This is a genomic window from Micromonospora sp. WMMD1076, from assembly GCF_029581475.1.
GTDB lineage: Bacteria > Actinomycetota > Actinomycetes > Mycobacteriales > Micromonosporaceae > Micromonospora > Micromonospora aurantiaca.
Genome location: NZ_CP120862.1, coordinates 738,018 through 763,502 on the forward strand (window position 1 = coordinate 738,018; position 25,485 = coordinate 763,502).

General features: G+C 71.6%; 24 protein-coding genes. 21 read left to right on the top strand and 3 right to left on the bottom strand.

Going from position 1 to position 25,485, the window contains the following annotated elements; translation table 11 throughout:
- The first annotated feature begins 71 nt into the window (after positions 1-71).
- Positions 72-3,158: a malectin domain-containing carbohydrate-binding protein gene (locus tag O7622_RS03675; protein ID WP_348774049.1), complete on the top strand. Its 3,087-nt coding sequence runs from the start codon at positions 72-74 to the stop codon at positions 3,156-3,158.
- Positions 3,159-3,257: 99 nt separating this feature from the next.
- On the opposite strand, the gene O7622_RS03680 is transcribed toward O7622_RS03675, so the two are convergent.
- Positions 3,258-3,650, bottom strand: coding sequence for a CBS domain-containing protein (locus O7622_RS03680; RefSeq protein WP_013289279.1), 393 nt, complete (start codon positions 3,648-3,650; stop codon positions 3,258-3,260).
- 112 nt (positions 3,651-3,762) lie between these two features.
- Here O7622_RS03680 and O7622_RS03685 point away from each other — a divergent pair, with 112 nt between their 5' ends.
- The 4 genes from O7622_RS03685 to O7622_RS03700 all read left to right on the top strand — a co-directional run bounded on the left by O7622_RS03685 (position 3,763) and on the right by O7622_RS03700 (position 6,772).
- Positions 3,763-4,218, top strand: a complete 456-nt coding sequence (locus O7622_RS03685) for an NUDIX domain-containing protein (RefSeq protein ID WP_282311858.1) — start codon at positions 3,763-3,765, stop codon at positions 4,216-4,218.
- Positions 4,219-4,288: 70 nt separating this feature from the next.
- Positions 4,289-5,020 carry a phosphocholine cytidylyltransferase family protein gene (locus tag O7622_RS03690; RefSeq protein WP_282314026.1) on the top strand — a complete coding sequence of 244 codons (732 nt, stop codon included), beginning with the start codon at positions 4,289-4,291 and terminating at the stop codon, positions 5,018-5,020.
- Positions 5,008-6,075: an iron-containing alcohol dehydrogenase family protein gene (locus tag O7622_RS03695; protein ID WP_282311859.1), complete on the top strand. Its 1,068-nt coding sequence runs from the start codon at positions 5,008-5,010 to the stop codon at positions 6,073-6,075. The genes O7622_RS03690 and O7622_RS03695 overlap by 13 nt, the downstream gene beginning before the upstream one ends.
- Positions 6,050-6,772, top strand: coding sequence for a CDP-alcohol phosphatidyltransferase family protein (locus O7622_RS03700; protein ID WP_282311860.1), 723 nt, complete (start codon positions 6,050-6,052; stop codon positions 6,770-6,772). The genes O7622_RS03695 and O7622_RS03700 overlap by 26 nt, the downstream gene beginning before the upstream one ends.
- Before the next feature lie 58 nt (positions 6,773-6,830).
- Here the strand turns inward: O7622_RS03700 and O7622_RS03705 are convergent, their stop codons facing one another.
- A complete protein-coding gene (locus tag O7622_RS03705; RefSeq protein WP_282311861.1) occupies positions 6,831-8,099 on the bottom strand; it encodes a glycosyltransferase family 4 protein in 1,269 nt (422 codons plus the stop codon).
- Between the two features lie 24 nt (positions 8,100-8,123).
- Between O7622_RS03705 and O7622_RS03710 the strand changes: the two genes are divergently transcribed.
- The 10 genes from O7622_RS03710 (at position 8,124) to O7622_RS03755 (ending at position 18,447) form a co-directional block, all read left to right on the top strand.
- Entirely contained in the window at positions 8,124-8,984 is an 861-nt protein-coding gene (locus O7622_RS03710; RefSeq protein WP_282311862.1) for a DNA-formamidopyrimidine glycosylase family protein, read from the top strand.
- Between the two features lie 324 nt (positions 8,985-9,308).
- Positions 9,309-10,817 (top strand): sugar transferase, encoded by a 1,509-nt coding sequence (locus O7622_RS03715; RefSeq protein WP_282311863.1) that lies wholly within the window; start codon positions 9,309-9,311, stop codon positions 10,815-10,817.
- Positions 10,818-10,850: 33 nt separating this feature from the next.
- Positions 10,851-12,074, top strand: a complete 1,224-nt coding sequence (locus O7622_RS03720; RefSeq protein ID WP_282311864.1) for a histidine kinase — start codon at positions 10,851-10,853, stop codon at positions 12,072-12,074.
- Positions 12,071-12,838 (top strand): LytTR family DNA-binding domain-containing protein, encoded by a 768-nt coding sequence (locus O7622_RS03725; protein WP_013289288.1) that lies wholly within the window; start codon positions 12,071-12,073, stop codon positions 12,836-12,838. Before O7622_RS03720 ends, O7622_RS03725 begins: the two co-directional genes overlap by 4 nt.
- 222 nt (positions 12,839-13,060) lie before the next feature.
- Positions 13,061-13,177, top strand: coding sequence for a DUF5701 family protein (locus O7622_RS03730; RefSeq protein ID WP_282311865.1), 117 nt, complete (start codon positions 13,061-13,063; stop codon positions 13,175-13,177).
- Positions 13,178-13,439: 262 nt separating this feature from the next.
- On the top strand, positions 13,440-13,790 hold the full coding sequence (locus O7622_RS03735; RefSeq protein ID WP_282314027.1) for a hypothetical protein: 351 nt from the start codon (positions 13,440-13,442) through the stop codon (positions 13,788-13,790).
- On the top strand, positions 13,790-15,430 hold the full coding sequence (locus O7622_RS03740; RefSeq protein ID WP_282311866.1) for a cation acetate symporter: 1,641 nt from the start codon (positions 13,790-13,792) through the stop codon (positions 15,428-15,430). Before O7622_RS03735 ends, O7622_RS03740 begins: the two co-directional genes overlap by 1 nt.
- Positions 15,431-15,512: 82 nt before the next feature.
- A complete protein-coding gene (locus O7622_RS03745; protein WP_013289292.1) occupies positions 15,513-16,277 on the top strand; it encodes an ABC transporter ATP-binding protein in 765 nt (254 codons plus the stop codon).
- The gene (locus O7622_RS03750; protein ID WP_282311867.1) at positions 16,262-17,956 is read left to right on the top strand and encodes an ABC transporter permease; all 1,695 of its coding nucleotides are present in this window, start codon (positions 16,262-16,264) and stop codon (positions 17,954-17,956) included. The genes O7622_RS03745 and O7622_RS03750 overlap by 16 nt, the downstream gene beginning before the upstream one ends.
- The gene (locus O7622_RS03755; protein ID WP_282311868.1) at positions 17,956-18,447 is read left to right on the top strand and encodes an SRPBCC family protein; all 492 of its coding nucleotides are present in this window, start codon (positions 17,956-17,958) and stop codon (positions 18,445-18,447) included. The genes O7622_RS03750 and O7622_RS03755 overlap by 1 nt, the downstream gene beginning before the upstream one ends.
- Before the next feature lie 21 nt (positions 18,448-18,468).
- Here O7622_RS03755 and O7622_RS03760 read toward each other — a convergent pair whose 3' ends face one another.
- Entirely contained in the window at positions 18,469-18,726 is a 258-nt protein-coding gene (locus tag O7622_RS03760) for a hypothetical protein (protein ID WP_282311869.1), read from the bottom strand.
- On the opposite strand from O7622_RS03760, the gene O7622_RS03765 reads away from it, so the two are divergent.
- The 6 genes from O7622_RS03765 (at position 18,716) to O7622_RS03790 (ending at position 25,354) form a co-directional block, all read left to right on the top strand.
- Positions 18,716-19,312, top strand: coding sequence for a flavin reductase family protein (locus tag O7622_RS03765; RefSeq protein WP_348774050.1), 597 nt, complete (start codon positions 18,716-18,718; stop codon positions 19,310-19,312). The genes O7622_RS03760 and O7622_RS03765 overlap by 11 nt on opposite strands.
- Before the next feature lie 238 nt (positions 19,313-19,550).
- Positions 19,551-19,919, top strand: a complete 369-nt coding sequence (locus O7622_RS03770) for a DUF485 domain-containing protein (RefSeq protein ID WP_013289297.1) — start codon at positions 19,551-19,553, stop codon at positions 19,917-19,919.
- Entirely contained in the window at positions 19,897-21,570 is a 1,674-nt protein-coding gene (locus O7622_RS03775; protein ID WP_282311871.1) for a cation acetate symporter, read from the top strand. The genes O7622_RS03770 and O7622_RS03775 overlap by 23 nt, the downstream gene beginning before the upstream one ends.
- Before the next feature lie 67 nt (positions 21,571-21,637).
- Positions 21,638-22,615, top strand: a complete 978-nt coding sequence (locus O7622_RS03780; RefSeq protein WP_282311872.1) for an NAD-dependent epimerase/dehydratase family protein — start codon at positions 21,638-21,640, stop codon at positions 22,613-22,615.
- Positions 22,616-22,688: 73 nt separating this feature from the next.
- On the top strand, positions 22,689-23,936 hold the full coding sequence (locus tag O7622_RS03785) for an LCP family protein (protein WP_282311873.1): 1,248 nt from the start codon (positions 22,689-22,691) through the stop codon (positions 23,934-23,936).
- Positions 23,937-24,139: 203 nt separating this feature from the next.
- Positions 24,140-25,354, top strand: coding sequence for an LCP family protein (locus O7622_RS03790; RefSeq protein WP_282311874.1), 1,215 nt, complete (start codon positions 24,140-24,142; stop codon positions 25,352-25,354).
- The last annotated feature ends 131 nt before the right edge of the window (positions 25,355-25,485 follow it).

Here is a 25,485-nt window from a genome sequence, read left to right on the forward strand (position 1 = left end):
GGTGACGTCCCGCCTCATGTCGGCACCGACCACGATCGCAGCGCCTCCGACGTTTCCCCCCGGAGTAGCCTGTGGCTTCCTCGATCCTGAGACACCGCTCGGTGTCCGCCTTCGGCGCTGCCGTGCTCGGCATCGCCACCTTGTTCACACCGGTGCCGGCGCTCGCCGCGCCGGCCACGGCGCCCGCGCCCGACCACAGCACGACGGTCGGCGAGGTGCCCTCGGACAAGACGCCGAACATCAACGACGGCAACGTCGTGGCCATCCACGACGCCGGTAGCAAGGTGATCGTCGGCGGCTCGTTCACCAGCGCGCAGAACCGGGGCTCCTCACCCACCCCGGTCGACCGCCGCGGACTGCTCGCCTTCGACAAGGCGACCGGCAAGATCGACAACGCGTTCGCGCCGGTGCTGGACAACGACGTCACCGCGATCATCGCCGGGCCGACCCCCGGCACGGTGTACGTCGCCGGCAAGTTCAACAAGGTCGGTGACAAGAACTTCCGCAAGCTGGTGCTGCTGAACGTCGCCGACGGCACCCCCGTCGAGGGGTTCAAGGGCCCGGCGTTCAACGGCACGGTGAACGACATCGCGCTCGTCGACGGTCACCTGCTGGTCGGCGGCATCTTCACCACGGCGACCGCGACGATCAACCGCAACGGGCTGGCCTCGCTGAACCCGACCACCGGCGCGGTGGACGAGTACCTCACCGTGGCGCTGACCGAGAACCACAACTGGACCCCGACCAACAACGGTGCCTCGGCCGGTGTCGGTACGGAGAAGCTCTCCGTCTCCCCCGACGGCAAGCACCTCGTGGTGATCGGCAACTTCAAGAAGGCCGACGGCGTCGTGCACGACCAGATCGTGCGGATCAACCTGGGCGGGAGCTCCGCGACCGTCGCCGACTGGAACACCGACGGCTACTCCGCGGCCTGCAAGTACACCGCGTTCGACTCGTGGGTGCGCGACGTCCAGTTCTCCCCGGACAGCAAGTACTTCGTGGTGGTCACCACCGGCGCGTCGTACCCGGGCACGCTCTGCGACTCCGCCGCCCGCTGGGAGACCTCCGCCACCGGCGCCGGCCAGAAGCCGACCTGGACGAACTTCAGCGGCGGCGACACGTTCCTCTCGGTCGGCATCAGCGAGAAGGCCATCTACGTCGGCGGCCACTTCCGCTGGTCGAACAACCCGCTCGCCCGCGACAAGGCCGGACCGGGCGCGGTGCCGCGGGCCAGCATCGCCGCGCTCGACCCGGTGAGCGGCCTGCCGCTGTCCTGGAACCCGGGCCGCCACCCGCGCGGCTACGGCGTCACCGAGATGCTGGTGACCCAGGAGGGCCTCTGGCTCGGCAGCGACCAGGAGTACATCGGCAACTTCGACTACCAGCGCAAGCGGATCGCCTTCTTCCCGCTGGACGGGGGCAGCACCCCGCACTCGACCAGCACCAAGGGCCTGCCGGGCAACGTCTACCAGGCCGGCCGCGCGGCGCAGACCGAGGTGCTCTACCGGGTCAACGCCGGTGGTCCGGCCATCCCGGCGACCGACGGCGGGCCGGACTGGGCCGCCGACAGCGCCACCGAGCCCAGCCCGTACCACAACACGGGCAACCAGGTCACCAGCTACACCACGAACGCGACGTTCGACCCCACCGTGCCGGCGAGCACGCCGGCCACGCTGTTCAACACCGAGCGGTGGGACGAGGCGACCGCGCCGGACATGCAGTGGGACATCCCGGTCGCGGCCGGCACCCGGGTCGACGTCCGGATCTACATGGCCAACCGCTGGTCCGGCACGAGCAAGCCGGGCGCCCGCAAGTTCGACGTCAGCATCGACGGCGTGCTCAAGCTGAACGACTTCGACCCGGTCGTCGCCGCGGGCGGGACCGACCGCGGCACCATGCAGTCCATCTCGGTGGTCAGCGACGGCGTGGTCGACATCGACTTCGGCCGGGTGCTCCAGAACCCGCTGCTGCACGGCATCGAGATCGTCAAGACCGCGCCCACGCCGGACGCCTCCGACGTGCTCTACCGGGTCAACGCGGGCGGCGACCAGCTGGCCGCGCCGAGCGGCCCGGCCTGGGCCGCGGACACCGCCGCCGCGCCGAGCACCTACCACAACGCCGGCAACCAGGTGACCAGCTACACCACCAACGCGTCGCTCGACGGCACGGTGCCGCCGGGCACCCCGGTCGAGCTGTTCAACGCGGAGCGGTGGGACGAGTCGCCCGCGCCGGACATGCAGTGGGACTTCCCGGTCCCGGCCGGCACGCCGGTGCAGGTGCGGCTCTACCTGGCGAACCGCTGGGCCGGCACCGCCACCGCCGGCAAGCGCAAGTTCAACGTGACGATCGACGGTGTGGTCAAGCTGAGCAACTTCGACCCGATCGCCGCGATCGGCGCCACCAACCGGGGCACCATGCGCGCGTTCCCGGTCACCAGCGACGGCAACATCGACATCGACTTCGGTCGCGTCCTGGAGAACCCGCTGGTGCAGGGCATCGAGATCGTCAAGCTGCCCCCGGTGCCGCCGGCCACCACCGTCGACAGCATCACCAAGCGCACGTACGACGGTGCGACCTCGGCCGGCAACGCGATGTCGGTGCCGAACCCGGACAACACCCGCTGGTCGGCCGTCAAGGGCGCCTTCTGGGTCGGTGGTGACCTGTTCTACGGCGTCGGCGGCGACCTCTACAAGCGCTCGTTCGACGGCAGCGAGTTCGGCACCCCGAAGAAGCTGGACCCGTACCACGACGCCAAGTGGGACCTGGTCGTCACCGGCTCCGCGCCGGAGGGCTCCACGTACGCCGGCATGACCGGCAACTTCTCCGCGGAGCTGCCGAACGTGACAGCGATGTTCTACAAGAGCGGCCGGATCTACTACTCGCTGGCCGGTCAGAGCACGCTGTTCTGGCGCGGGTTCTCGCCGGACACCGGCACCGTCGGCGCCGAGCGCAACACGGTCACCGGCACCACGGCCTTCACCGACGCGGGCGGCCTGTTCCTGGACGGCGACACGCTCTACGTCGTCTCCCGGAGCACCGGCAACCTGTCCTCGATGGCGTGGTCCGACGGCGTGCCGACCGGCTCCGCCTCGGTGCGCAGCGGTCCGGGCGTCGACGACGTGGACTGGCGCGGCACCTCGGTCTTCGTCGGCCCCTGACGGGGCGGGCACGACCGAGACGGAACAGATACGACGATGGCCCGGCCGATATCGGCCGGGCCATCGCCCTTTCTCCGGCGCCGATCGCGCCGGGCCGGATCAGGTACGGGTCGGCGCGTGCTCGCCCGCCCAGACCCGCATCAGGTCCCGTACCGAGATCACTCCCGCCACTTCCCGCCCGTCGAGCACGACCAGGTGACGGAACCCGCCCCGGGCCATCGCCGCGGCTGCCTCCTCGACCGTCCAGTCCGGGCCGGCGTAGACGACGTCCCAGGTCAGGTGTGCCCCGGTGCGCTCGACATCCGGGTCGAGCCCGGCGCCGATCGCCTTCAGCACATCGCGTTCGGTCATGATCCCGACCCCCTCGGAGTCCGGGTCGATCACGACCGCCGACCCGACACCGCGGGCCGACATCATCCGGGCCGCCTGTCGGAGCGTGTGCTCCGGCCCGACCACCAGTACCTCGCTGGACATCGCTTCCCGTACCTGCATCACACATCACCCCTGTGGGACGGCGACTGAGTACGGACATGGTGGGCCATCGATGCGTACCGGGACAAGAACGGGCATCGCTCCGGACGGCACTGATGGCTACTGTCGGAGGGTGCCCACCGAGCCCCTCCGCTGCGCCGGCGCGCTGATCGTCGACGACGACGGCCGCATCTTCATCCAACGCCGATCCTCCGAACGACGCCTCTTCCCGAACTGCTGGGACATCGTCGGCGGCCACCTAGAACCGGGCGAGGAGATCGACGACGCGCTGCGCCGGGAGGTCACCGAGGAGACCGGCTGGGCCCTGTCGCACGTGCTCGGCCTGGTCGGCGAATACCGGTACACCGCCGACGACGGGCTGACCCGGGTGGAGACCGACTTCCTGGTCCGGGTGGACGGCGACCTGAGCCGGCCCCGGCTGGAAGCCGGCAAGCACACCGAGTTCCGCTGGCTTGCGGAGTCGGAGATCGCGCTGCTCGACGAGCACCGGGACGTCAACGACGGAATGATCCGGCGGATCGCGGAGGACGGCTTCGCGGCGCTGCGCTCGATCGGGCTGACGGGCTGAACCACTGCCGGTCGGTGCCCGGCGATATCCTCGCCGGGTGGAATCGGGTCGAGAAGAGGAGCGTGTCGGCATGATCGGGATGGTGCTCGCCGCAGGTGCGGGGCGCCGGCTGCGGCCGTACACCGACACCCTGCCCAAGGCCCTGGTGCCTGTCGACGGGGAGACCACCATCCTCGACATCGCGCTGCGCAACCTCGCCGAGGTGGGGCTGAACGAGGTCGTGATCGTGGTCGGCTACGCGGCCGACGCGGTGCGGCAGCGCCAGGCCGCCCTGGAGGGGAAGTACGGCGTCACGATCACCCTGGTCCACAACAACAAGGCCGAGGAGTGGAACAACGCGTACTCGCTCTGGCTGGCGCGTGAGCACTTCTCCCGGGGGGTGCTGCTGGTCAACGGCGACACCGTGCACCCGGTGAGCGTGGAGAAGACGCTGCTGGCCGAGCGCGGACCGGGCATCCTGCTCGCCGTGGACACGCTCAAGCCGCTGGCCGAGGAGGAGATGAAGACCACCTTCGACGCCGCCGGCCAGCTCACCCGCATCACCAAGCTGATGGACCCGGGCGAGGCGTACGGCGAGTACATCGGCGCGACGCTCATCGAGCCGCAGGTGGCCGCGCCGCTCGCGGACGCACTGGAGGCGACCTGGCGACGCGACCCGAACCTCTACTACGAGGACGGCTACCAGGAGTTCGCCGAGCGCGGCGGCGAGGTGCGGGCGGCCCCGATCGGTGACGTCTCCTGGGTCGAGGTCGACAACCACGCCGATCTGGCCCGGGCGCGGGAGATCGCGTGCCGCTACTAGCCCGCAGCGTCCTCACCCCGCTGCACATCGACGTGCGGCGGGGTGCGGTGGCCGACCTGGCGGCGATCCTCTCCGACGGGCGGATCTCGGCCGGTGGCGACGTCGCCGTGGTGGTCGGGCCGGGGCAGGGCGAACGGATCGCCGAGCTGATCCGGCCGTCGCTGCGCTCGGCCGACGTGTTCACGGTGGCCGGGGGGACGCTCGACGCCGCCGACGACCTGGGGGCGAAGCTGCGCACCCGGTCGTATGACGCGGTGGTCGGCATCGGCGGCGGCAAGACGATCGACGTGGCCAAGTACGCGGCGACCCGGCGCGGGCTGCCGATGGTGTCGGTGGCGACGAGCCTCGCCAACGACGGCATCGCCTCCCCGGTGGCGAGCCTGATCACCGAGGGCCTGAAGGGGTCCTACGGTGTGCACATCCCGATCGCCGTGATCGTCGACCTGGACTTCGTGGAGGCCGGGCCGGAGCGGCACAACCGGGCCGGCGTCGGCGACGTGGTCAGCAACATCAGCGCGCTGGCGGACTGGGAACTGGCCCGGCGGGTACGCGGTGAGCGGGTCGACGGGCTGGCCGCCTCGCTGTCGCGCGCCGGCGCCGAGGCGGTGCTCAACCACCCGGGCGACATGAGCGACGACGGCTTCGTCACGGTGCTCGCCGACGCACTGATCTCCAGTGGACTCGCAATGGCGATCGAGGGCACCAGCCGGCCGTGCAGCGGCGGCTGCCACGAGATCATGCACGCGATCGACGCGCTGTTCCCCGGCACCGCCTCGCACGGCGAACTGGCCGGGCTCGGTGCGCTGTTCTGCACGTACCTGCGCGGCGACGAGCGCCGGTTCGCCGAGATGACGGCCTGCCTGACCCGGCACGGGCTGCCCCGGCTGCCCGCCGAGGTCGAGCTGACCGACGACCAGTTCGTCGAGGCGGTGCAGTTCGCGCCGGCCACCCGGCCGGACCGCTACACCATCCTCGAACACCTCGCGATGTCCGCTACCGAGACACGGGAGCGGCTGGCAGACTACGCCGGTGCCCTCCGCGACCACATCGGCTGAGCCCCGTCCCACCGTCGCCGACTTCCACCGGGTCAACCGGGGAGGCGGCCTGTTCAGCGAGTCGATCAGCCAGTGGATCGGGGCGGCCTTCGCGCTGGCCGCGCAGCGCCTCGGGTTGCGCCCGACCGCGCTGACGCTCGCCAACCTGGTGCTGGGGCTGGCCGCCTCGGTAACTGTGGTGGCGCTCGCCGACGACGTGGCCGCCGGCACCGTACCGGCCTGGGTGGTCGGGCTGGTCGCGCTCGTCGCGTGGCAGATCGCGTACGCGCTGGACTGCGCCGACGGGCAGCTCGCCCGGGTGACCGGTCAGGGCAGCGCGGCCGGTGCCCGGGTCGACGTGCTCTGCGACGTGGCCGCCCAGATCGCCCTGGTGGCCGCCATCGGCGCGACAGCCGTGGCGCAGCGCCCGTCCACGCCGGTCTGGCTGGTGGCGGTCTTCGCGGGTACCTGGATGGTCAACCTGGTGACCTCGGTGATGCAGTCCGGGCCGAACGCGGCGAGCATGGTCACCTCGACCTCGCTCCCGGTACGCCTGGTCAAGCTGGTCCGCGACTACGGCGCGGTGATCTTCCTGGCCGGCCTGGTGCTGGCCTTCGCGCCCGTGCTGGCGCTCTGGCTGATGGTCGCGTCCACCGTCGTCAACGGCGGCTTCCTGCTGGCCAGCATCGCCTTCTCCGCCCGCGCCTCCCTGCGGTAAGGAAGGGCCCCTTCTTTAACGCCTCGTGCATTGAAAGGGCCCCCTGCTAACACCTCGGTCAGCGCGCGGAACGGCCTCCGGCCAGGCCGGTGTAGATGTCGATCAGGCGCTTCGTGATCACGTCGGGGTGGAAGGTGCGCTCGTAGCGGGACCGGGCCGGACCGGCGAGCGTCCCCGCCTCGGCGGCGGCCAGCGGCAGCGCGGCGGCGAGCACGTCCACCTCGGGCGCCACCACCCAGCCGGCCTCGCCGCGCTGCACCCCTGACGGCAACGCGACCCGCCCGTGGCCCGGGGCCGCTGTGGCCACCTCGGCCGGGCCGGTACCCGCGGGCTCACGCGGACCGTCCGCGCCCACCAGGTACGGGATGCCGCCGAGCGCGGTGCCGAGCACCGGCCGCCCGGCCGCCAGCGCCTCGATGATCACCGTGGGCAGCACGTCGTGCCAGGTGGAGGTGGCCAGCACCACGGAACTGTCGGCCAGCGCCGCGCGTACCCCGGAACGGTCGAGCTGACCCAGGTAGAGCACGTCGGGCCGCTCGGCGGCGGCCGCCTCGGCGAGCGGACGCAGCTCGCCGTCACCGGCGATGCGCAGCGGGCCGAGCGCGCCCACCGGGTGCCGGCGCCACGCCGCGAGCAGCAGATCGAGGCCCTTCTCGGGGCTGAGCCGGCCCATGAAGAGGAAACCGTTCCCGGACGGCGCCGGGGTGCCCGGATCGGGCACGGCGTTCGGCTTGACCACGATCCGCTCGTCCGGGATGCCGTAGTCGCGCAGATGATCAGCGACCGCCGTGGTGAGCGCGATGTACCGGTCCACCGACTTCCAGGTGGGGCGGTGCACGGCGAGCGTGGTCGCCATCAGCGCGCTCTGCACCCGGGAGTTGCGGTAGCAGCGGTGCACGATCGCCGGTACGCCCAGCGTCCGCCCCCGGCAGTCCTGGCAGATCACGCCGTCGCGGAAGTAGAGGCCAGAGGAGCAGACCTGCCGGTAGTTGTGCACCGTCTGCACCACCGGCACGCCGCGCTTGTGCGCGGTCCGCACCACCCAGGGCGAGAGCAGGGGGTACGGGTTGTGCAGGTGCAACACGTCCGGCCGGTGCGCGGTGAGCAGGCGGTCGAGGTCGTGCTGGGCCTTCGGCGCCCAGATCGGCGAGATCGGCAGCAGCGCCTTGGCCGGCTTGGACATCGACGGGATCTCGTCCGAGCTGCGCAGGAACGGCAGCACCTCGACGCCGGCGGCGGTGAGCTGGGCGATCTCCGCGTCGACGATGGTGTTCTCGCCGGAGGGCTGGGCTTCCCGGTACCGGTTGTGCGCCACCACGATTCTCACGGGAAAGAAGGCTACCGTTGTACCGTGCCCGAACTTCCGGAGGTGGAAGCGCTCGCCGGTTACCTGCGCGAGCGTGCGGTGGGCCGCCGCGTCGAGCGGTTCGAGGTCGCCGCGATCAGCGCCCTGAAGACGTACGATCCGCCGCCGAGCGCGGTCGCCGGCCGTACCGTCACCGGCGCCGGCCGGTACGGCAAGTTCCTTGACGTCCGGTTCGACGACGGTCTGCACCTGGTGGTCCACCTGGCCCGGGCGGGCTGGCTGCACTACCGGGAGGCGTTTCCGGCGGCGACCCCGCTGCGGCCCGGCAAGGGCCCGATCGCGGTGCGGGTACGCCTCGACGACGGCTCCGGCTTCGACCTGACCGAGGCCGGCACCCAGAAGAAGCTGGCCGCCTACCTGGTCACCGACCCGGCGCAGGTGCCGGGCGTGGCGAAGCTCGGGCCGGACGCGCTGGAGGCGGACCTGCCGACGTTCGCCGAACGGTTGCGCAGCCGCCGGGGTCAGGTGAAGGGCGTGCTGACCGACCAGTCGGTGCTCGCCGGGGTGGGAAACGCGTACTCGGACGAGATCCTGCACGCGGCGCGGCTCTCGCCGTTCGCGATCACCGACCGGCTCACCGACGACCAGCTCGCCGGTCTGCACGCGGCGACGCGGACGGTGCTCGGCGACGCGGTACGCCGGTCGATGGGGCAGCGGGCCGCGGAGCTGAAGGGCGAGAAGCGTTCGGGCCTCAAGGTGCACGCCCGCAAGGGGCTGCCGTGTCCGGTCTGTGGCGACACCGTGCGGGAGGTCTCGTTCGCCGATTCGAGCCTCCAGTACTGCCCCACCTGTCAGACCGGAGGCAAGCCGCTGGCTGACCGAAGGTTGTCCCGTCTCGTACGGTGAGTAACCGGATTCGCCGGTTACCGAGCGGAATCGACCCGCGATCACCGAAGGTCCGGTCCGCCCCTCTACCCGAGCCGTCATCCATCGGTATAGTGGCTCGGTCCCCGGCTTCACAACTGATTCGGAGCCGGCCAGATCTCACCGAGCACCAGCGGAACGGCTTCCTCGCGGGGGCCGGTCCAGGTCGGGCCCGCGTGGGAGACTGGGACGGTGAGCGACCCGGGCCCTCACGCCGAGTGAGGACGCGGGTCATGCGGGAGGACATGGGTTGAGGTGACGACAAGCCTCCAGCGCCCGGTAACCGACAGAGGCCGGAGCAAGAGCGTGCGGCACGTCGACAGCTTTGAGATCCAGCCGCCGACTCCGCCGTCGCACAACGGCGTACCCCGGTCGGCGTGGGCCCGAGCCCGGCGCCGGGTGTCCCGGTGGCACCGGCCCTACATCGCGTTCCTGCTGCTGCTCGACTTCGGCGCGGCCGCCCTGGCCAGCTTCCTGGCCGTGCAGATCTTCGAGCAGGCCGACTCCGGCTTCCGCAACTCGCCGCAGGCATGGTTCTACACCGTGGCGTTCGTGCTCCTGCCGCTCGGCTGGCTGCTCTTCCTCTGGGGCAACCGGGCCTACGACCGGCGCTACCTGGGGCTCGGCCCGGACGAGTTCAAGCGGGTGATCCGGGCCGGCGTCGCGGTGGCGGCGGCGGTCTCGTTCATCGCCTTCGCGACGAAGACCTACTCCCTGTCCCGGTGGACGGTCGGCTTCGCGCTGCTCGGCGCGATGTTGCTGATCCTGCTCGGCCGCATGATCGCCCGGGCCTGCCTGCACGCGCTGCGCCGCCGCGCCGGCCACGCCGGGCACCGGATGGTGCTCGTCGGCACGCTTCCGGAGTGCCTGGAGGTCTACACCACAGTCACCCGGAACCCGTCCGTCGGCCTGGTGCCGGTGGCCATCCACCTCACCGACGGGTACGCCGCCGCGCGTGGCCTGGAAACCCCGGTGCCGGTGTACGCGGGCCGGGACGTCCTGGCCCTGGTCCGGGAGGTCGGCGGCGACACGATCGCGGTCTGCGGCTCGGCCAGCGCCGAGCCGGGCGAGCTGCGCCGGCTGGCCTGGCAGCTGGAGGGCTCCGGCGTCGACCTGGTGGTCGCGCCCCAGCTCACCGACATCGCCGGCCCCCGGGTGCACATCCGCCCGATCGAGGGACTGCCGCTGCTGCACGTCGAGGAGCCGACCCTGTCCGGGCCGGCGCTGCTGGCCAAGAACCTGATGGACCGGGTCGCCGCCGGGCTGGGCCTGCTGCTGCTGGCCCCGCTCTTCCTCGCCATCGCCGTCGCGATCCGGATCTCCGACCCCGGGCCGGTCTTCTTCCGCCAGCCCCGGGTGGGGCACGAGGGGCGGACGTTCCGGGTCTGGAAGTTCCGGACCATGTACGTGGACGCCGAGGAGCGGCTGGCCGGCCTGGTCGACCGGAACGAGACCGACGGCATGCTGTTCAAGATGAAGCAGGACCCCCGGGTCTTCCCGGTGGGCCGCTTCCTGCGTGCCACGTCGCTGGACGAGCTGCCCCAGCTGATCAACGTGCTCTGGGGCGAGATGTCGCTCGTCGGCCCGCGCCCGCTGCCCGCCGACGACGGCGACTTCCTCGGCGACGTCCGGCGCCGGCTGCTGGTCCGGCCGGGCATGACCGGTCTGTGGCAGGTCTCCGGCCGCTCCGACCTGTCCTGGGACGAGGCGGTCCGGCTCGACCTCTACTACGTCGACAACTGGTCGCTGGCGTACGACCTGAGCATCCTGTGGCGGACCGTCGGCGTCGTGCTGGCCCGCAAGGGCGCGTACTAGCGCTACCGGGCCGGCACCCGGCAGGATCGCTGCGTGGGTGGCAACCTCTCCGCCGTCTTCGCCGTCGTCTCGCTGGTCACCGCGTTGGCCGCGGCGCTCTGGGCGGTGCTGCGGCTGCGCGGCCGGCAGGGCATCGCCACCGCCACGCAGCGGGCCACGTACGAGGTGCTGCACACCGCGGGGCTCGCCGCCGAGCCGCTGCGCGCCGGCCTGACCGCGGCGGACGCGGCGAAGGCCGTACGCCATCTGCGGGCCCTCGTGGGCGCGGCCGGGCTGGCGCTGGCGGACCGGGACGCGTTGCTCGCGGTCGACGGGCAGGGCGCGCACCACGGCGACCAACTGGTCGCGGCGGCCCGGCGGGCGGCCGACAGCGGGCGCTCCACGGTGCTGGGCGAGTCGGAGCTGCGTTGTGACCTGGTCGACTGCCCGGTACGCGGCGCGGTGGTGGCGCCGCTGCGCGCGGACGGGCGGGTGGTCGGGGCGCTGGTGGCGGTGGCCGACGAGCGCCCGGCCCCGGGTCTGGTGCAGGCGACGCTGGAGACCGCGCACTGGGCGGGTGACCAGCTCGCGCTGGCCGAGCTGGAGTCGTCGCGGGAGCGGCTGGCGCGGGCCGAGGTACGCGCGCTGCGCGCCCAGATCAGCCCGCACTTCATCTACAACGCGCTGACCGCGATCGGTTCGTTCGTGCGCACCGACCCGGAGCGGGCGCGGGAGCTGATCCTGGAGTTCGCCGAGTTCACCCGCTACTCGTTCCGGGCGCACGGCGAGTTCACCACGCTCGCCGAGGAACTGCGCTCGATCGACCGCTACCTGACCATCGAGCGGGCGCGTTTCGGCGAGCGGCTCCAGGTACGCCTCCAGATCGCGCCGGAGGTGCTGCCGGTGACGTTGCCGTTCCTCTGCCTCCAGCCGCTGGTGGAGAACGCCGTCCGCCACGGGTTGTCCCGCAAGCCGGGCACCGGCATGGTGAGCATCGAGGCCCGGGACGCGGGCGCGGAGTGTCACATCACGGTGGAGGACGACGGGGTGGGGATGGATCCGACGACGCTGACCGCCGGCATCGCCGAGGTGTCCGGCGCGGCCGGCGACCCGGCCGACGACCCGGGGCAGCACGTCGGCCTCTCGAACGTCGACGAACGGCTCCGTTCGGTCTTCGGGGACGGGTTCGGCCTGGTCGTGGAGACCGGCCTGGGTTCGGGTACGAAGGTCAGCATGCGCGTGCCGAAGTTCCACCCCGGCGTCCGGGCGTCGTCATGACCGTCACCGGCACCGGGTTCCTCCGGGTGCTTGCGGTGGACGACGAGCCGCCCGCGCTCGACGAGCTGGCGTACCACCTGCGCGCCGACCCCCGGGTGGCCCGGCTGCACACGGCCGGGGACGCGACCGAGGCGCTGCGCGTGCTGCGCGACGACGACGTGGACGTGGTGTTCCTCGACATCCGGATGCCGGGGCTGGACGGCATGGAGCTGGCCCGGGTGCTGCGCCGGTTCGCCCGGCCGCCGGCGATCGTGTTCGTCACCGCGTACGACGACGGCGCGGTGGACGCGTTCGACCTGGGCGCCACCGACTACGTGCGCAAGCCGGTACGCGCCGAGCGGCTGGCCGAGTCGCTGCGCCGGGTGATCGGCTCCCGGGTGGTGCCGTCGCATCCGGCCGCGCTGGCCCGGGCGGAGGAGGATCCGACCATCCCGATCGAGCTGGCCGGCACCACGCGGATGCTGCCGCGCTCGGCGGTGCGGTGGGTGGAGGCGCAGGGCGACTACGCGCGGCTGCACACGGCGGAGGGGTCGCACCTGGTCCGGGTGTCGCTGGCGACGCTGGCCGAGCGCTGGGCCGATGCCGGGTTCGTCCGGATCCACCGGTCGTATCTGGTGCAACTGCGGCTCATCGCCGAGCTGCGGCTGGTCAACTCCGGTTACGTGGTGGTGATCGACGGATCCGAGCTGCCGGTGAGCCGCCGGCACACGCGGGAGCTGAAGGACAAGCTGGTCCGCGCCGCGAAACAGGACTGGAGTCGCTGAGGATCGGGGGCGTCGAGAGCGCTGGCGTGCGATGTACGGCACACCGTACGACAGGGTGTGGGACCGCATGTCCGACGACCGCTTCGACGCCGCTACCGAATTTCGACAGCCAGCTCGACCGCCTCGTGCAGCTCGGCTACCCGGCGCTGGCCGGCCCCACCGACGCCCGGGTGCCGTTCCTGCTGGTGACCACGCGGGAGCTGGTGCCGGTGCCACCGGCGGGTGCCGGCGCTCTGGATCAGCCAGGGCGCGCCGAAGCTCGGGTGGTGCTGGTTCGGCAACCCGCACACCTGGCTCGGCTCGGCGACCGCGAACCCGGTACGGGTGGGGCTGAGCTGAGGTCGTCCACAACGACTCCCCGCCATCCACCGGGTTATCCACAACCGTGAAGCGTTATCCACAGGTTGTGCACAGGGCTCGGAACCGTGCTCTTGACATTCCCGCTGAGCAGGCGAGACTGCCGGGGGTGACCGGAGCCGAGGAACAGCATCCTTCGGGGCGGCCCGCCGAGGCCGCCCCGGTTCCCGGCCCGCGCGCGTCCACACCGCTCCGCGAGCCAGGCGGCGGGCCGGCGGCGGCCGCCGCGCCGAAGCGGACCCGGATCGTGCTGGCCGAGGTCACCCGGACGGGCGACCCGGCCGACCGCACCCGCTCCGAGCTGACCCAGCAGACCCCTGTCGGCGAGACGCTCGTACAGGGGCTGATGCGCGCCCAGCTCTCCCTCGCGCTACGGCTCAGCCTGCTGGTGCTGATCGGGCTCGGCGGCCTGCCCTGGCTGTTCGCCATCGCGCCCACTGTCGGCCGCGTCACGGTGCTCGGGGTCAACCTGCCGTGGCTGCTGCTCGGCGTCGTGTCCTTCCCGTTCCTGATCGTCGTCGGCTGGGCGTACGTGCGGCTGGCCGAACGCAACGAGCAGGACTTCGTCGACCTGATCCGACGGCCGGAACGCTGATGTCCAACGGCTACGTGGTCCCGGCGATCGTCGCCGTCACCCTGGTCACCGTCGGCATCGGCTTCTACGGGCTGCGGCTGGCCCGGACCACCTCGGACTTCCTGGTCGCGTCCCGGGCGGTCAGCCCGACCTGGAACGCCGCCGCGATCGGCGGGGAGTACCTGTCGGCGGCGAGCTTTCTCGGCGTCGCCGGGCTGATCCTCAAGTACGGCGTGGACGTGCTCTGGTACCCGGTCGGCTTCGCCGCCGGATACCTCGCCCTGCTGCTGTTCGTGGCCGCGCCGCTGCGCCGCTCCGGCGCGTTCACGCTGCCCGACTTCTGCGAGGTGCGGCTCGGTTCCCGTCGGCTGCGCACGCTCGCCACCGTCTTCGTGATCTTCATCGGCTGGCTGTACCTGGTGCCGCAGTTGCAGGGCGCCGGGCTGACGCTCGCCACGCTCACCGGCTCGCCGTACCCGCTCGGCGCGCTGCTCGTCGCCGTTGTGGTGACCGCGAACGTGGCGCTGGGCGGCATGCGGGCGATCACCTTCGTGCAGGCGTTCCAGTACTGGCTGAAGCTCACCGCACTCGCCGTACCCGCGATCTTCCTGGCGTTGCAGTGGCAGGCCGACGCCCGCCCGGCGGTGACCCCGCCCGACGGGCCGACGTTCCGGACCGCGACCACTGTCGTGGTCGAGCACCGCGCGACGCTCACCCTGCCCGGCGGCGACGTCCGGGAGGTACGCCCCGGCGACCGCCTGGAGTTCGCCGCCGGTGACCCGGTGCCGGAGGTGTCCGGCGCGGCGACCGGCGCCACCGAATGGCTGCTGCCGGACACCGCGGGCGAGGACGACAGAGGGCTGTTCGCCACGTACTCGCTGATCCTGGCCACGTTCCTCGGCACCATGGGCCTGCCGCACGTGCTGGTCCGCTTCTACACCAACCCCGACGGTGCCGCCGCCCGCCGCACCACGCTGGTGGTGCTGGCGCTCGTCGGCGTCTTCTACCTGCTGCCCACCGTGTACGGCGTGCTGGGTCGCATCTACACCCCGCAACTGCTGGTGAGCGGCCAGACCGACGCGGTGGTGGTGCTGCTGCCCGGTGCCGCGCTCGGCGACGGCACCACCGGCCGGTTGCTCGCCGCGCTCGTCGCGGCCGGCGCGTTCGCGGCGTTCCTGTCCACCTCGTCCGGCCTGCTCACCAGCGTGGCCGGGGTGATCTCGACGGACGTGCTGGGGCGCGGCTCGGTACGCGGCTTCCGGCTCGCCACGGTGATCGCCGGTGGGGTGCCGGCGGTGCTCTCGCTGAACGTCTCCGGGCTGGACGTGTCACAGGTGGTGGGGCTGGCGTTCGCGGTGGCCGCGTCGAGCTTCTGCCCGCTGCTGGTGCTCGGCATCTGGTGGCGCGGCCTGACCGACCTGGGTGCCGCCGCCGGAGTGCTGGTCGGCGGCGGCGCGGCGGTCGGGGCGGTGCTGCTCACCGTGCTCGGCCCGCCGCTGACCGGGTGGCCGGCGACGCTCACCACCCAGCCGGCCGCGTGGACGGTGCCGCTGGCGTTCACCGTCATGGTGGTGGTGTCGACGGCCAGCCGGCGACGGCTGCCCCGCGACGTCGGCGCCACCATGCTCCGCCTGCACACGCCGGAGTCGCTGCGCCTGTGACCCGACCCGTAACCCTCAGGGATGACGCGAGATCATCCTGCCGCCCGAGCAGCCGCTGGCCGGAGCCCGATACGGTCGGAACATGACCGATCAGCACCCCGCGCTCTCCCTTCGTGGTCTGGCCAAGCGCTTCGACACCAAGGTCGCGGTGGCGGGCGTCGACCTCGCCGTGCCGACCGGCTCGTTCTACGGCCTGCTCGGCCCGAACGGAGCGGGCAAGACCACCACCCTCTCCATGGCCGTCGGCCTGCTGCGGCCCGACGCCGGTGAGGCGCGGGTGCTCGGGTACGACGTCTGGGCCGACCCGGTCCGAGCCAAGAGCCTGCTCGGTGTGATGCCCGACGGCGTACGCCTCTTCGACCGGCTGAGCGGGGCGGAGCTGCTGGCGTACCACGGTCTGCTGCGCGGCATGGACCCGGCGGTGGTCGACCAGCGGGCGGCGGAGCTGCTCGACGTGCTCGCGCTCTCCGACGCCGGCCGCACGCTGGTGGTCGACTACTCGGCGGGCATGAAGAAGAAGATCGGGCTGGCCTGCGCGCTGCTGCACGGCCCGCGCCTGCTGGTGCTGGACGAGCCGTTCGAGGCCGTCGACCCGGTCTCGGCGGCGCTGATCCGCGACATCCTGCACCGGTACGTCGGCGGCGGCGGCACGGTGATCTTCTCCAGCCACGTGATGGAGGTGGTCGAGCGGCTCTGCTCCCACGTGGCGATCCTGGCCGAGGGCCGGATCAAGCGGGTGGGCACGCTGGCCGAGGTGCGCGGCGACCGGTCGCTGGAGGACGTCTTCGTGGAGGTGGTCGGCGGCCGGACCGCGACCGGCGAGGAGTTGTCGTGGCTGTCCCGGTGACCGTCCCCGAGCGTCCGGCCCGGCGCGTGTCGCCCTGGCACTTCGTCCGGCTCAAGCTGCGGGTGCTCGGCAACAACTTCCGGGGCCAGACCTGGCGGGTCGCGCTGTTCGTCCTCGGCCTGCTGTTCGGGCTCTGGTTCGCCGCCGTCGGGTTCTTCCTGCTCGCCGCGCCGGGGCTGGCCGGCGAGTCCCGGTACGCGCTGATGATCGCCGCGTTCGGCGGTGGCGTGCTGACACTCGGCTGGCTGCTCCTGCCGCTCGTCTTCTTCGGCGTGGACGAGACGCTCGACCCGGCCCGGTTCGCGCTGCTGCCGCTGTCCCGCCGCACCCTGGTCACCGGTCTGCTCGCCGCCGCCCTGGTCAGCGTGCCGGCCCTGGCGACGGCGATCACGGCGGCCGGGCTGGTGGTCACCGCTGGCGCGCTCGGTGGATGGGTGGCCGGCCTGGTCGGCGCGCTCGGCGTGGTCCTCGGGCTGCTCGTCTGCCTGGCCGGTGCCCGCGCCCTGACCAGCGCGTTCGCGGCGATGCTGCGTTCCCGCCGGGTTCGCGACCTGGCCGCCGTGCTGCTCGCGGTGCTGGCCGCGCTGCTCGGGCCGTTGCAGCTGCTGGTGCTCGCCGCGGTGCGGCAGACCGACTGGGACCGGCTCGACGGTGTGGCCCGGGTGGTCGGCTGGACGCCGTTCGGCGCACCGTGGACCGCCGGTGTCGACGTGGCGGAGGGACGGGCCGGCGCCGCGGTGGTGAAGCTGCTGATCGCGCTCGCGACGCTCGGCGTACTCCTGTCGTGGTGGTCCCGGTCGCTGGAGTCGGCGATGGTGGGCACCGCGAGCAGCGGCCCCGCGCGGACGCCGCGCGGCGTGGCCGGCGGCGCGGTCGCGCAGCTCTTTCCCCGCGTGGTGGGCTGGGCCGGGCGGGACCGGTTCGGCGCGCTCGTCGCCCGCGAGTGCCGCTACTGGTGGCGGGACGCCCGGCGACGGGCCAACCTGATCACCGTCGCGGTGGTCGGTGTGTTCGTGCCGCTGATGGTCAACCTCGGCGGCCCCGCCTTCCTGTCCGAGGGCGGCGCAGCGTTCGACCAGGCCACCGCCGACTCGTCGCCGGCGCTGGTCAGCCTCACCATGATCCTCGTCGGGGCGCTCGCGTCGTTGACGCTCGCCAACCAGTTCGGCTTCGACGGCAGCTCGTACGCCGCGAACCTGGTCGCCGGTGTGCCCGGGCGGGTGGAGCTGCGGGCGCGGATGGCCGCGTTCTCGATCTACGTGGTGCCGATGCTCGTTGTGATCGCGGTCGCGCTGGCCGTCATCCTCGGCCGGCCCGGCTGGCTCGGCGTCATGGGTGGCGCGTTGTTCGCCGCGTACGGCTGCGGGCTGGCGATCAACGCGTTCGTCTCCGTGCTCGGCGCCTACTCGCTGCCCGAGTCGAGCAACCCGTTCGCCCTGAACAGCGGCGCGGGATTCACCAAGGGCCTGCTCACCCTGGTCTCCATGATCGGCGCGGCGGTGGTGGCGGTGCCGTTCGTGGTGGCCGCCGCGCTGCTCGGCGACGTGTGGCTCTGGCTGGCGCTGCCGGTCGGGCTGGCGTACGGCGGCGGCGCGGCACTGCTCGGCGCGTACATGGCCGGGGACACACTCGATCACCGGCAGCCGGAGCTGCTCGCGAACGTCACCCCGAGGCGCTGATGCCTGTCGTCGAAGCGGTCACCACCGTCCCGGTTCCGCCGGAGCTGGCGTTCGCCGTCTCCCAGACCACCGCCCCGGTGCGGTACCGCTGGGATCCGTTCGTTCGCGAGCAGCACTTCGTCGACGGCGCGACGCGGCCCGGGCGGGGTGTGCAGACGTTCACCCGCTCCCGGCACGGCCTGGTCATGGTCAGCGAGTACGTCTCCTGGTCACCGCCGACGAACGTCGGCATGAAGATGGTGCGCGGACCGTGGTTCTTCGAGCGGTTCGGCGGCGGCTGGCGCTTCGCGCCCGGCCCGGAGCCCGGCACCACGGTCGCGACGTGGCGGTACAACTTCCGCTGCCGGCCGGCGTTCCTGCGCCCGGTCGCCGAGCGGATCGGGGAGTGGTTGCTCGGGCGCGACATCCGGCGCCGGATCGCCGGGTACGCGGCCGGCTGCGCCGACCCGGAGGTGCTGGCCGCCGCCCGCCGGTTGCTCGCCGACGACTGATCCGCGCGTCTCGGGCCGCCGTCATGCGGTGCGGCGCATCGCCGCGTAGACGTGGTGGCCGTCGCCGACGGTGGTCATGGTGACCAGCTCCCAGCCGTAGTTGGACAGGTGCTCGACCGCCTCCATCAGCGGCTGGTACGCCCTGCGGCCCCAGGTGTTGTTCGCCCTGACCAGCAGGTGCCGGTGTGGATAGGCACGCAGGTCGACCTGGCCGCCGAGGATGGCATCGGCGGCGACGACCCGGTCCTGGGCGAGCTGCTGCGGGGGGATGAGATTCATGCCCGGCAGGGTAGGGCGTTCCGTCGAACCTCGCCCGGTGGCGGGCGGCACAATGTTTCACGTGAATCCAGAGCCGGGCGCGCAGATCCACTCCACCGATCCGTTCGCGGCGCCGGCCGCACAACGCTCGCCGGTACGCCGGCTGCGCGGGCGGCTGGCCGCCCCGGTGACACTCTGGACCGCGCCCGGCCCGGCCGGGCTGACCGTCTCCTCCACGCTGGTCGCCGAGGGCGAGCCGGACCGGCTACTCGGCCTGGTCGACGCGGAGTCGGACCTGTGGGCGGCCGTCGAGGAGGCGGGACGGTTCGCGGTGGCCCCGCTGGGCCCGCAGCACCGGCAGCTCGCCGACCGCTTCGCCGGCCTGTTCCCGTCGCCCGGCGGCCTGTTCGCGCTCGACGCCTGGACCGAGACGCCGTACGGCCCGGTGCCCGCCGACGCCGGCGGGTGGGCGGGCTGCCGCCTGGACACCGCCCGCGAGTACGGCTGGGGCCTGCTGGTCGAGGCCACCATCGAGTCGGTGGACCTGCCCCGGGACACACCCCCGTTGCTGCACTACCGGGGCCGCTACCACGACCTCCCCGGCTGACCTGCCTGCTCCGTCGATCATGAGGTTGACCGAGATCGACGTCCGATTTGTCGCCGTCAACCTCATGATCGACGGGGTGGGGCGACCGGTTAGCGGAGTGACATGGGTCACTGGGCGCAGTGGGGGTGCCGTTCGGCGCAGCCGTTCGCCGCCCGGCGGCGGAGCCTTCCCGGGCCGGGAGCGCGCTCTCTACCGTGCGCGAAACTCCCCCACGCCTTGCGAAGGTGGTGATCCACAGATGTCCACGGACACACCCGCGTCCGCACCCGCCGAGTCGGCGGCGGAACGGTACCTCGCCGTCCAGCGGTCGGACGAGTTCGCCGGGTTGCGGCGCACGCTGCGCGGCTTCGTCTTCCCGATGACCGTCGCGTTCTTCCTGTGGTACGCGCTCTACGTCATCCTCTCCGCGTACGCGCGGGGATTCATGGGCACGAAGCTGATCGGCAACATCAACGTCGCCCTGGTCTTCGGCCTGCTCCAGTTCGTCTCCACGTTCCTCATCGCCTGGTTCTACTCGCGGTTCGCCAGCCGCCGGATCGACCCGGTCGCCGACCGGATCCGCGACGAGATGGGGGAGGTGACCCATGAACACGGTCCTCGCGGCTGAGGCGGGCAGCACCACCGCCCGGAACCTCACCATCACGCTGTTCCTGGTCTTCGTGGCGATCACGCTGGCGATCACCGTCTGGGCCAGCCGGCAGACAAAGACCGCCACCGACTTCTACGCCGGCGGCCGGTCCTTCTCCGGCTTCCAGAACGGCATGGCGATCGGCGGCGACTACATGTCGGCGGCGTCCTTCCTGGGCATCGCCGGCATCATCGCGCTCTACGGCTACGACGGCTTCCTCTACTCGATCGGCTTCCTGGTCGCCTGGCTGGTGGCGCTGCTGCTCGTGGCCGAGCTGCTGCGCAACTCCGGCCGGTACACGATGGCGGACGTCCTGGCGTTCCGGATGCGGCAGCGGCCGGTCCGGACCGCGGCGGCGGTCTCCACCATCACCGTGTCGATCTTCTACCTGCTGGCCCAGATGGTCGGTGCCGGCGCGCTCGTCGCCCTGCTGCTCGGCATCAAGCCGGGCACCACGTTCCTCGGCATGGACGCCGACACCGCCAAGGTCGCCACCATCATCATGGTCGGCGCCCTGATGATCATCTACGTGACGGTCGGCGGCATGAAGGGCACCACGTACGTCCAGATCGTCAAGGCGTTCCTGCTGATGGGCGGCGCGCTGGCGATGACGCTGCTGGTGCTCGCCAAGTACAAGTTCAACCTGTCCTCACTGCTCGGCGACGCGGCCAGCGCCTCGGGCAAGGGAGCGGCGTTCCTCGAACCCGGGTTGCGCTACGGCGTGGAGACACCCGGCGACGCGCTGAAGACGTTCTACAGCAAGATGGACCTGCTCTCGCTGGGCATCGCGCTGGTCCTCGGCACGGCCGGCCTGCCGCACATCCTGATCCGCTTCTACACCGTGCCGACCGCGCGGGCGGCCCGGAAGAGCGTGCTCTGGGCGATCGGCATCATCGGCACGTTCTACCTGCTCACCCTGGCGCTCGGCTTCGGCGCGGCGGCGATCGTCGGCGGGTCGGAGATCACCGCGCAGGACAAGGCGGGCAACACCGCGGCGCCACAGCTCGCCGAGAAGCTGGGGGAGCAGTTCCTCGGCGGGGACCTGGGCGGCGCGACACTGCTGGCGATCATCGCAGCGGTCGCGTTCGCCACGATCCTCGCTGTGGTAGCCGGGCTCACCCTGGCGTCGTCGTCGAGCCTGGCGCACGACTTCTACGCCAACGTGGTGAAGAACGGGCAGGCGTCGGAACGGCAGGAGGTGGCTGTCGCCCGCATCTCCGCGCTGGTGATCGGCGCGGTCTCGATCGTCCTGTCGATCTACGCGCAGAACCTGAACGTGGCGTTCCTGGTCGCGCTGGCGTTCGCGGTCGCCGCGTCGGGCAACCTGCCGGCGATCCTCTACAGCCTGTTCTGGAAGCGGTTCAACACCTCGGGCGCGGTCTGGGCGATCTACGGCGGCCTGCTCGCCGCCGTGGTGCTCGTCTTCTTCTCGCCGGTCGTCTCCGGCGCGCCGACGGCGATGTTCCCCGACCACGACTGGCAGTGGTTCCCGCTGTCGAACCCGGGCATCATCTCGATCCCGTTCGGCTTCCTGTGCGGCTGGCTCGGCACGATCCTGTCCAAGGAGAGCGACGAGGAGAAGTACGCGGAGCTGGAGGTGCGCTCGCTCACCGGAGCCGGCGCGCACTGATCACCACGGTCGAGCGGGGCCCCTGCCTTACGCGGGGGCCCCGCCGCGCGTGTATAGGCTGACCGCCATGAAGGTCGCTCCCCGCTTCGGTACCGGACACCGCATCCTCGTCACCGGCGGCGCCGGTTTCGTACCGTCCCACCTGGTCGACCGGCTCGTCGAGCGCGGCTGCACCGTCGTGGTGCTGGACAACTTCGTCACCGGGTCCAAGGACAACGTGGCCCACCTGCTGGACAAGCCGACCTTCACGCTCGTCGAGGCGGACGTCTCCGACGGCCTGCCGCAGCACCCGGCGCTGGCCGAGCGGTTCGACGCGATCCTGCACATGGCGTCCCCGGCCAGCCCCACCGACTTCGAGAAGCTGCCGGTGGAGATCCTCCGGGTCGGCTCGGTGGCCACGCTGGCTCTGCTGGAGCGGGCCACCGACGACGGCGCGCGGTTCCTGATGGCCTCCACCTCCGAGGCGTACGGCGACCCGAAGGAGCACCCGCAGCGGGAGACGTACTGGGGCAACGTCAACCCGATCGGCATCCGGAGCGTCTACGACGAGGCGAAGCGCTTCTCCGAGGCGGCCACCATGGCCTACCACCGGAGCCGGGGCACCGATACCGCGATCGTGCGGATCTTCAACACGTACGGCCCGCGGATGCGCCCGGACGACGGCCGGGCCATCCCGACGTTCATCTCCCAGGCGCTGCGCGGCGAGCCGATCACCGTGCACGGCACCGGCAACCAGACCCGGTCGATCTGTTACGTCGACGACCTGGTGCGCGGCATCCTGCTGCTGCTCGACTCGACCGAGACCGGGCCGATCAACTGCGGCACCGAGCACGAGATGTCGATGCGGCAACTGGCCGAGACGATCGTGTCACTCGCCGGAAGCACGTCTGAGGTGAGCTACATCACTCGCGCCTCGGACGACCCGGAGATGCGCCGCCCGGACCTGACCCTCGCCCGCGAACTGCTCGGATACGAGCCGAGCGTCACGCCCGAAGACGGCCTCCGACGCACGATCGAGTACTTCCGCGGGCGTCTCGGGTACTGAACCGCCAGGGGCGCGGCTGACATCGGCGCGCGTACGAGGGCGTCGGTGGCCCGGCCGACCTACCCTCGGTTACATGTCAGCGACCTCGTCTGCCGGCGCCCCGATCCCCCGACACCTGAGCCGGGGCGCGGGCCGCGCCTCGATTCCCGGCTCCGGCCGGGCCGCCACCGGGCGCGCCCGGCCCTCGGAAACCAGGTGGTACCCCGCACACGACGAGGCGCCCCGCTCGGGCGGTCCCGGCGGCCCGGCCGGGCCGACCGGGCCCGGTGGTCCGGGCGGCGGCGGTCCGGGCGGATCGGGGCGGCGTGGCCCCCGGCCGCGCTGGGGGCGCATCGGCCTGGTGGCGGGTGTCGCCGTGCTCGTGCTGGCGCTGCTCGGCGGCCTCGGCGCGTGGTTCTACGCCCGCAACCTGGACGACGACCTGGCGCGTACCGATCCGTTCGCCGGGATCACCGGTGGGCGGCCGGCCAAGCAGGTCGAGGGCGCGTTCAACATCCTGCTCGTGGGCAGTGACTCGCGGGATCCGGACGCCCCTGTCGACGGCTCCGGCAAGTGGCGCGCGGACACCGTGATCGTCATGCACATCCCGGCGGACCACAAGAGCGCCTACCTGGTCTCGGTACCGCGTGACCTGTACGTGCCGATCCCGGAGAGCGCCGGCGCGTCCTGCGACTCCGGCTCGCGCAACAAGATCAACGCGGCGTTCGCGTTCGGCGGCCTGCCGCTCGCGGTGAAGACCGTGGAGTGCTTCACCGACGTACGGATCGACCACGTCATGGCCATCGACTTCGGCGGTTTCAAGGAGGTCACCGACGCGCTGGGCGGGGTCGACCTCAAGGTGGAGCGGACCATCACCTCGATCCACAAGCCGTACCGGACGTTCACCAAGGGTGTGAACCACATGAACGGCGCCGAGGCGCTGGACTGGGTCCGGCAGCGCAAGCAGTTCCCGGACGGCGACTTCGCCCGGATGCGGCACCAGCAGGAGTTCCTGAAGGCGCTGATGGACAAGGCGGCCAGCACCGGGACGCTCACCAACCCGAAGAAGCTGAACGACTTCCTCAAGGCGGTGACCGCCGCCGTCACGGTCGACCAGGGATTCTCGTTGACCGACATGGCAGTGCAGTTCCGCAGCCTGCGGGGCGAGAACCTGACGTTCGTCACCAGCCCGCACCTGGGCGGCCAGACCATCGACGGCCAGTCGGTGGTGGTCTCCGACCGGGAGAAGGCGCTGGCGATGTACAAGGCCATCGCCGCGGACCGGATGGCCGAGTGGATGCAGGCCAACCAGAAGGGTTCGGGCGACAACGCGGGCGGCTGACGCCGGCACGACATGACCGGTCTCGCGCGCTAGGACCTCGCCAACACGGAGGCCAACCGCCGACCGGCTCCTTACCCCTGCCCGTTCGGCCACAACCCGAAGATGTTGGCCGGTATTGACGGGAATTGCGACCCTACGAGGTCGCGAGAACGGGAACAGATACGTAAAGTGGTCCCGCCCCCGATCACCGAGCTGGAGCACGCATGTCGGTCCAGACCAGCCGTCGCCCGCAGTCACCGGCACCCGGATCATCCGGGCGGGTTCCTCCGGTCATCCCCTCACAGCCCGGTTCCGGCGGTCGCGGTCCCGGCGGTGGCAAGAAGAAGCGCACCAAGCGCAAGGACCCGCTCTGGGCCAAGCTCACACTGGTGCTCGGCGCGGTGCTGATGGTGACAAGTGGCGTGGCGATCGTCGGCAGCAAGGCGGTCATCGGCCAGGCCACCAACAACATCGCCCAGCGCAACCTGCTCGGCGAGGCGGGCAAGACCGAGGCCGAGGGCGGCAGCAGCCTGGAAGGTCCGATCGACATGCTGCTGCTCGGCGTGGACGCGCGGGCCCGCTGGGCCGCCGACGACGTCCGGTCGGACACGATCATCATCCTGCACATCCCGGCCAGCCACGACCAGGCTTACCTGATCTCGATCCCCCGGGACACCGAGGCGCGTATCCCGGCGTTCGAGGAAAGTGGATACAAGGGCGGCACCGACAAGATCAACGCGGCCTTCTTCCACGGCGCCCAGAACGGCGGCGGCTGGGAGGGCGGCGCCCAGTTGATGGCCAAGACGATCAAGTCGATGACCGGCATCGGCTTCGACGGGGCCGCGATCATCAACTTCGGCGGCTTCAAGAGCGTGATCGACGCGCTCGGCTCGGTGCGGATCTGCGTCAGCCACGAGGTCAGGTCGCACCACATGTCGTACGTCGACGGCAAGCCGATGTGGAACGCCGACGCGAAGAAGACCGGCAAGCCGTACAAGGCAGTGGTGCACAAGAAGGGCTGCCGGGAGATGGAGGGCTGGGAGGCGCTCGACTACTCCCGCCAGCGCTACGGCCTGCCGAACAGCGACTACGACAGGCAGCAGAACCAGCAGCAGCTGATCAAGGCGATGGCCAAGAAGGCCACCGAGGGCGGCATGCTCACCAACCCGATCAAGCTGAACTCGCTGATGAAGGCGGCCGGCAAGGCGTTCGTCCTGGACACCGGCGGCGTGCCGATCGCCGACTTCATCTTCACGCTCAAGAACCTCAACGGGAACGACCTGGTCACGCTGCGGACCAACGGCGGCACCTTCGCCGGCAACGGCAACGGCCGGGAGACGTTCAACGAGACGACGATGGACATGTTCCAGGCGGTCAAGAACGACAAGCTGGCCGACTTCGTGGTGAACAACCCGGACGTCCTCTCCACCCGTAAATGACCTGCTGACCTGCGCGAAAGCGATACCGGTCGGCCGATCCCCCCGTAGCCTGACGTGAGCGGGTCTCATGTCGCGGCTACGGGGGGATCGTCACGTCCAGGCCAGCACGGAACCGACGCGGGCGGGGTGGA

What these genes read in the sequence shown, in the direction of transcription:
- O7622_RS03680 (WP_013289279.1), bottom strand. Translation starts at nt 3,650, where the DNA reads ATGCAGGTACGGGAAGCGATGTCCAGCGAGGTACTGGTGGTCGGGCCG.
- O7622_RS03690 (WP_282314026.1), top strand. Translation starts at nt 4,289, where the DNA reads ATGATCGGGATGGTGCTCGCCGCAGGTGCGGGGCGCCGGCTGCGGCCG.
- O7622_RS03725 (WP_013289288.1), top strand. Translation starts at nt 12,071, where the DNA reads ATGACCGTCACCGGCACCGGGTTCCTCCGGGTGCTTGCGGTGGACGAC.
- O7622_RS03740 (WP_282311866.1), top strand. Translation starts at nt 13,790, where the DNA reads ATGTCCAACGGCTACGTGGTCCCGGCGATCGTCGCCGTCACCCTGGTC.
- O7622_RS03745 (WP_013289292.1), top strand. Translation starts at nt 15,513, where the DNA reads ATGACCGATCAGCACCCCGCGCTCTCCCTTCGTGGTCTGGCCAAGCGC.
- O7622_RS03755 (WP_282311868.1), top strand. Translation starts at nt 17,956, where the DNA reads ATGCCTGTCGTCGAAGCGGTCACCACCGTCCCGGTTCCGCCGGAGCTG.
- O7622_RS03765 (WP_348774050.1), top strand. Translation starts at nt 18,716, where the DNA reads ATGAGATTCATGCCCGGCAGGGTAGGGCGTTCCGTCGAACCTCGCCCG.
- O7622_RS03760 (WP_282311869.1), bottom strand. Translation starts at nt 18,726, where the DNA reads ATGAATCTCATCCCCCCGCAGCAGCTCGCCCAGGACCGGGTCGTCGCC.
- O7622_RS03770 (WP_013289297.1), top strand. Translation starts at nt 19,551, where the DNA reads ATGTCCACGGACACACCCGCGTCCGCACCCGCCGAGTCGGCGGCGGAA.
- O7622_RS03775 (WP_282311871.1), top strand. Translation starts at nt 19,897, where the DNA reads ATGAACACGGTCCTCGCGGCTGAGGCGGGCAGCACCACCGCCCGGAAC.
- O7622_RS03780 (WP_282311872.1), top strand. Translation starts at nt 21,638, where the DNA reads ATGAAGGTCGCTCCCCGCTTCGGTACCGGACACCGCATCCTCGTCACC.
- O7622_RS03785 (WP_282311873.1), top strand. Translation starts at nt 22,689, where the DNA reads ATGTCAGCGACCTCGTCTGCCGGCGCCCCGATCCCCCGACACCTGAGC.
- O7622_RS03790 (WP_282311874.1), top strand. Translation starts at nt 24,140, where the DNA reads ATGTCGGTCCAGACCAGCCGTCGCCCGCAGTCACCGGCACCCGGATCA.